The 5,806-nt window shown below is 62.0% G+C and carries 6 protein-coding genes; 2 read left to right on the top strand and 4 right to left on the bottom strand.

The genetic code is table 11. The annotated features are described in order from the left end of the window. Nucleotides 1-94 (bottom strand): 30S ribosomal protein S2 (locus tag ACTHXA_RS15245; protein WP_441673733.1); only part of this gene is annotated, 94 nt, incomplete at its 3' end. A gap of 296 nt (nt 95-390) precedes the next feature. Between ACTHXA_RS15245 and ACTHXA_RS15240 the strand changes: the two genes are divergently transcribed. Together ACTHXA_RS15240 and ACTHXA_RS15235 are read left to right on the top strand one after the other, a co-directional pair. After that, nucleotides 391-945: a M23 family metallopeptidase gene (locus ACTHXA_RS15240; protein ID WP_441673732.1), complete on the top strand. Its 555-nt coding sequence runs from the start codon at nt 391-393 to the stop codon at nt 943-945. Nucleotides 946-1,050: 105 nt separating this feature from the next. Continuing rightward, a complete protein-coding gene (locus ACTHXA_RS15235; RefSeq protein WP_441673731.1) occupies nt 1,051-2,502 on the top strand; it encodes a hypothetical protein in 1,452 nt (483 codons plus the stop codon). A 76-nt stretch (nt 2,503-2,578) separates the two neighbouring features. Here the strand turns inward: ACTHXA_RS15235 and ACTHXA_RS15230 are convergent, their stop codons facing one another. The 3 genes from ACTHXA_RS15230 to ACTHXA_RS15220 form a co-directional block, all read right to left on the bottom strand. Then, complete coding sequence (locus ACTHXA_RS15230) at nt 2,579-3,499, bottom strand: tyrosine-type recombinase/integrase (protein WP_441673730.1); 921 nt, start codon at nt 3,497-3,499, stop codon at nt 2,579-2,581. A 35-nt stretch (nt 3,500-3,534) separates the two neighbouring features. Beyond that, nucleotides 3,535-4,866 carry a DNA-processing protein DprA gene (gene dprA, locus ACTHXA_RS15225; RefSeq protein ID WP_441673729.1) on the bottom strand — a complete coding sequence of 444 codons (1,332 nt, stop codon included), beginning with the start codon at nt 4,864-4,866 and terminating at the stop codon, nt 3,535-3,537. A gap of 2 nt (nt 4,867-4,868) precedes the next feature. After that, nucleotides 4,869-5,806, bottom strand: a 938-nt coding sequence (locus ACTHXA_RS15220; protein WP_441673728.1) for a YifB family Mg chelatase-like AAA ATPase, incomplete at its 5' end; no start/stop codon positions are given.

Here is a 5,806-nt window from a genome sequence, read left to right as displayed (position 1 = left end):
AGATGAAGCGCTTCATCTTCGGGTTCCAGCGACGGGTCTGGTGTCCGAAGTGGACACCGGCGTCAAGCAGCTGACGCATTGAGACGACTGCCATGGTCGTAGTCTCCTTGTGTTTGGGCACGTCAAGTGACGCGCATTGCGGTTATTACTGCTGGCTCTTACGTCCAGCAATCCTGGTGTCCGAGGTAGCGCCCACCTCGTCGTTGCCAACGAGGACCGAGGGTCGCGACCGTAACCGGGCACGCGAAGTCAGCCCGCTTTCACGAACTGCGACTACGAGTTTAGCGCTTCTTCCGCGTTGTGGCACCCGTCGCGCCTGTGGAGGAGCGGTTTTCCACAGTTGCGCGCGATAGGCAAGCGGAATCTTCTCGCTTTCTCGACGATGGTCGCATGATTCCGAACCTGAGTTATCGCACGATCAGCGCACTGCTATTCGTCGTGGTGGGAATTGGCTTCCTGCCGCTATCCGATGCTGCCTCCGCGACCACCAATGTTGAGCCAATGCTGCCGCAGCCACTGGCCGAAAACTCCGATGCGATTTGGTCGTGGCCGATCAACCCCATTCCAGATGTCCTCAGACCATTTGATTTACCCCATCCCTACGGTGCCGGACACCGCGGCATCGATTTGGATGCTTCGGCGAATACGCCAATTCTTGCGCCAGATGACGGGGTGGTTCATTTCGTGGGCTGGGTAGTCGACCGTCCGGTGCTCTCCATTGCGCATCCCAACGGACTGCTTTCCAGTTTCGAGCCCGTCACCGCGGCGGTGTCGAAGGGGGATGCGGTGGCACGCGGAGAAGTGATCGGTCACCTCGCGGTCGATTCGGTACACGCCCCAAATGGTGGGCTCCATCTCGGCGCCCGCGATGGGGACACCTATATCGATCCCTTGGCACTCCTTGGCGCAGTACCCCGAGCCGTTCTATTGCCGATCGGCAATTAAACGGGACAGACCGACTTCCTGCTCTGGCGCATGCCTCGGGACCCTTGCATTCCCGCGGCGCGATTTTCCCAACCCTGCCCGCACTGAAACTGATTCGAGGATTTTGTGACCTTCTTTAATGACCCACCACACCCCGACCGATTCTCCGGTCTACCGCTACGTCTCTTTCTCGCGTTCATTACCCTGTTGGCTCTTGCCTGCACGTGGGTCTGGCTCGGTGCCGGTGTCGCTCGCGCAGCCGATGCCGGCCCCGGTTACTCACAAGACGGCAGTGCATCCGCTTTCGTCGGCGCAATGACCTTCGACGACGCCCACGCCTACTGCATCCAAATCGGTGTGCCCTCCCCGATCGGATCCCCGACACGCCTGTTGGGCGAGGATGAACCGCTCCCTGAGCCCGTTGCGGCAATGGATGATCTCACCCTCGCGCAATTGCACTGGGCGGTTGCGACGATGGGAGCGTCTACCGATTCAAGAGACACCGCCGCAACCGCAATCTTCGTGTGGGAAACGGCCGACCCAGATCACTTCCGAGGTGATGACTATTACCTCGGTCGACTTCCCGAAGACGTCCATGACGACGTCATGCAGCGCGTCGACCGGCTTCGAAACCACGCTGGGAACATTAAGGTCGCTCCCACTGCCACCGCGGTGCGCGGCACCCTCGTGTCTTCGCCCGATCGAGACCTTGAGCTGCAGCTTGGTGCAGTGCCCGAAGGGATGGTGGCGCTCGTGACCCTCACCAACGCCTACGACGCCGATGACGGGCAGCGACAAGTACGCCTGGGCGCGGCTGACTCGCACTCGATTCCAATTGTGGCGGCTCAGGATGCGCAGAGCGTCCGAGCGGAAGTCGTCACTGTGCCAGCAGAGAACTATTGGTCGCCGGATGTCCGCATTCTCGTGACCGAAGGCAAGCAGCTGCTCGTGCAGCGCGGGCTGGCCTGGAATTCCTCCGTGCAGACGGAAATTGACCTCCCGCCGAAGTCTCCGCCCAAGTCAACACCCACGCCGACCCCAACAGCAGCGCCCACACCGACGCCGACGCCGACGCCGACACCGACGGCGCCGGCCAGTATCCCGCCGGCAGAGCCAGAACCCACGACAACGGAAACGACTACCACCGCGCCCAAACCTGATTCGACACCGACACCCCCACCGACATCCGAACCAGAACCCTCGCAGACCAATACATCGTCAACTACTCCCCCAAGCTCGCCAGACACTCCAGCTCCCGACACGTCGCCATCTGCGACCCAGACCCCTGAGCCAAGCGAAACTCCCGAGCCAACTGAGTCACGCGATCCAAGTGAGTCACCGTCGTCGCCGCCTGTCGATTCAGAACCCTCGGTTCCCCCGTTGACTCCCGAGCACGAGGTTCAACCTGAACCCGATGCTCCAGTTCCAGCACCGGAGGATGACGCGCTCGCCGAAACTGGCGCGAGCACCACTGCCTGGTTGATTCCGGTCGGTCTTGGCATTGCGTGTGTCGGTGCCGGCGGCTGGCTAATGTCACGAGCCGTGCAACGAAGAAAGGACAAAGCACAACTCTGGTAATCCACTGAATCGGGCTGATCTGGCGGACTCGACCGAGACTGGACCCGCCCGGGCGCACCCTCGTGCAGCAGATTTGCTACGCGCGAGGGTGCGCTCGTTGGTATGTCTCCCGAAGACGTTCCGCTGATACGTGCGTGTAGATCTGCGTGGTCCCGAGATCGGCATGTCCGAGGAATTCCTGCACACCACGCAAGTCCGCACCTCCGTCGAGCAAGTGCGTGGCAGCCGTGTGTCGAAATGTGTGCGCTCCGGAGGGCCCCGAACCGGGTGCGTGTTCGAGGACCGACTTCGACAATTCGTAGACGGTTCGCGAGTTCACCCGGCCGCCGCGGGCGCCGAGAAATAATGCATCCTCGGATCGATCATTCTCGAGCTCTCGACGCCCGCGATGGAGCCAGTCAGTAATCGCATCGGCGGCGGGTGCCCCAAACGGCACCACTCGCTCCTTATTGCCTTTGCCAATCACCCGGACGATCCGCTGATCAACATCGATCGAGTTCATATCGAGCGCGCAGAGTTCCGATACGCGCACTCCGGTCGCGTAAAGCAACTCGATGATTGCCAAATCGCGAAGACCGACTGGATCTCCCGTCGCTGCTCGGGCACGGAGGTCCTCGAAGATTTCTGCCATCGAGTCCGCGGAGACCATTCGAGGCAGTGATCGGCCAGTTTTTGGCGAACGCAAGCGTCTGGCGATATCTTCGCCACGCCCGGTATCTTTCAACCACGCGGTGAAGCCGCGCGCGGTGGAGGCTCGACGAGCGATCGTCGTCGGTGCCATACCGATCTGAGATTCGTGCCAAAGCCAGTCACGAAACTGCTCGAGGTCCAAGGCTTCGATCGAGACGTTTTCATCTCGATCACCTACGGAACGTTCCACATGGTCTGCAAACCGCGTGAGGTCCCCCTCAATCGCGCGGCAGGTATGGCTGGAACGCCCCAGCTCGAGATCGAGCGCGCGCACGTAGTCGCGAATCGCATCCCGAAGACTTGTCATACCCCCAGCTTAGGGAGCCTGCCCCCAAACCCGAATTAGGCAGAGCGCAGCGAACTCGTCTTCCACCACCCGGTCGCATCGGTCTCGGCCAGCCCGGATAGCTGTAATGCAGTCAGCCCGCCACGCACGTCCGCGGCGCTCAACCCACTGAGCGCCGCGAGCTCTGCAATCGTCAGGCGCTTTCGCGGACGCAAGGCGTCAAAAACGCGGATTGCCGTAGGCGGGAGCTCAGGTTTCAGCACCTCAGCGAGATCAGCAAGCTCCACGGGGACAGATTCAGTGGGTCGCTCTTGCCAGAACAGCTCCTGGTCTCCGAAGAGGCCTGCAGTCTCGCCACGAAGACTCATGAGATCCGAAACATCGGTGATGAGCTCGGCGTGCTGCTCTTTAATCAACCGGTGGCAGCCCACCGAGGCGGAACTGGTCACCGGACCGGGAACCGCACCCAAAGGCCGCCCCAGCTGCATCGCATGATTCGCCGTATTGAGCGCACCCGAGCGTGCGCCAGCTTCCACCACAACGGTGGCCTGCGAGATCGCCGCGATTAATCGGTTGCGTTGTAAGAATCTCCAGCGTGTCGGCGCTTGCCCGCAGGGCGCCTCGGTGATGATCGCGCCCTCCGCAATAATCCGCGTGAGCAGCTCTCGATTACCCGCCGGATAGAGACGGTCGCCGCCGCCGGCAAGCACGGCAATCGTCGTCCCAGCGCTTGCGAGCGTGGCTCGATGCGCCTGCGCATCAATGCCGTAAGCACCGCCAGAGATTATTGCCGCGCCGAGGCTTGCCGCTCCGGCGGCGAGATCGCCCGCAAGACGGTTTCCATACTGCGTACTCGCTCGAGAGCCCACGATTGCCACCGAGCCGAGCGTGTGACGAAGTACGCCGATGTCGCCGCGCACCCACAAGCCTTGCGGCGCGTGCACGCCAAGGTCATTGAGTTGCATCGGCCATTCCCGGTCTTCGGGGGACAAAAATTGGAGTCCGATTTTTGCCGCGGCACGACACATGGTGGCGACCCGCTCCAGGTCCATGCGCGGCAGCCAACGCTCGAGGGCCTTGCCGAGGTCGAGCATTTCGCTGTCGGCAGTGATGCCGTCCTGCCGCAGCGCACCAATGACTTCGCCGGTCTGGTTATCGGCAATGGCAAACACGGACTCCGGCCCGAGCATCCCGGCAAGGAGACCCGCATCCCCATCCCCCGGCTCGACCACCGTGCTCCACATGATGCGCCCATACAGCGACATGAGTTGTTCTTCCGAGGTCACCGGATGAAAACTCCGCAGCGGCTGGATCAGTGCCCCGATCGAGTCCGGATCAAGCGCACGTGACATCGCGGCAGAGAACGTGAATAGATGAGTCGAAGTCATGACTACTGGGCGCCTTTCTGGGCATCGTGAACTCGGTAGTAGAGGGCTTCCGCAATGTGCGCCGAGCCGGGACGATCGCGACCGTCGAGATCGGCAAGACTCCATGCCACGCGCTGCACGCGTGCGTATCCGCGCATCGATACCTGACCGCGCGCAAGCGCACGGTCAAGCAGGTCGGAAGCTCCGGGCTCGGGGCGCAATTCAAGCTGTCGCAGTGCAGCACCGGAGATATCGGCATTTCGCGAAAACGGCGTGCCCCGGAGCCGTTTTCGCGATCGGTCGCGTGCCTCCCGCACTCTTGCCGCGGCTTGCGTGCTGCTTACGTTTCCCATGATGCCGTCTGCTTGCATCCGCACCGCTGCGAGGCCGGCTTTTTCCACCCGCAACTGCAAGTCAATGCGGTCCATGAGCGGCCCACTGAGCCGAGTGAGATATCGACGCTGCGCATTCGGAGTGCACGTGCAATCAAGATCTGCGGCACCGGCATTGCCACACGGACAGGGATTGGCGGCGAGCACGAGCTGAGTTCGCGCGGGAAAGGTGGCACTCGCCCGTGCGCGATTAATCGTGATTTCGCCGGATTCGAGCGGCTGTCGAAGACTGTCCAGCACGCGCTGCGGAAACTCTGGGGCTTCGTCGAGGAAGAGCACTCCGTGCGCCGCCAGCGATAACGCTCCGGGCTGGATCACGCCCGATCCACCACCAATGAGCGAGACCGCGGATGCGGTGTGGTGTGGCGACTGAAATGGCGGCCGCAGACTGAGTTCAGCAGACAGAGGCAGACCGCGAAGCGAACGGAGCGCCGCAACCTCAATCGCCTGGTCGGGGTCGAGGTCCGGAAGTATCCCCGGGAGCCGTTCCGCGAGCATCGTTTTGCCCGACCCCGGAGGAACCAACGCTAAAATGACTCTATGGAAGCCATCGCCTATATCCGCAAGTC

This window comes from Gulosibacter sp. (assembly GCF_052090685.1).
GTDB lineage: Bacteria > Actinomycetota > Actinomycetes > Actinomycetales > Microbacteriaceae > Gulosibacter.
Note: the sequence above shows the minus strand (reverse complement) of the source record. Positions and strands in the feature narration are given on the sequence as shown.

Excerpts from the sequence above, each read along its gene's own strand:
- ACTHXA_RS15240 (WP_441673732.1), top strand. The coding sequence starts at position 391 with ATGATTCCGAACCTGAGTTATCGCACGATCAGCGCACTGCTATTCGTC.
- ACTHXA_RS15230 (WP_441673730.1), bottom strand. The coding sequence starts at position 3,499 with ATGACAAGTCTTCGGGATGCGATTCGCGACTACGTGCGCGCGCTCGAT.
- dprA (WP_441673729.1), bottom strand. The coding sequence starts at position 4,866 with ATGACTTCGACTCATCTATTCACGTTCTCTGCCGCGATGTCACGTGCG.